Source organism: Pseudomonas sp. AC463 (assembly GCF_979253585.1).
In genome coordinates this window covers 1-260 of the sequence record NZ_CEEDDZ010000772.1, presented here as the reverse complement: position 1 = coordinate 260, position 260 = coordinate 1, and the positions used below count along the sequence as shown (strand labels likewise).

Sequence of the window (260 nt, the reverse complement as noted above, 5' to 3'; positions counted from 1 at the left end):
CTTACGCGGGTTGCACGCTTTCGTCATCCCGTGCGGCTTCGGAGCCGAGCAAGGCCGCCAGCGCCAATTCCCGAGCACGGGTACGCGGCAGGCCCAGCGCGTCCGCCATCGGCTGGCCGAGCAGCGCATCGCCGAGCGCGAGCAGCACCAGTTGCAGCGTCTCCTCCGCGATCGGGCGGGTGCCGATGCCGGTCGCCTGCCCCAGCTGGTCGACGAGCCGGTGGATTGCGATCAGGATGGGATCGAGCGCGTCCCGGTTC

The 260-nt window shown here is 70.8% G+C and carries 1 protein-coding gene; it reads right to left on the bottom strand.

From position 1 onward, the window contains the following. Window position 1: 1 nt before the first annotated feature. Window positions 2-260 (bottom strand): hypothetical protein (locus tag AC0IYH_RS32315; RefSeq protein ID WP_471838410.1); only part of this gene is annotated, 259 nt, incomplete at its 5' end.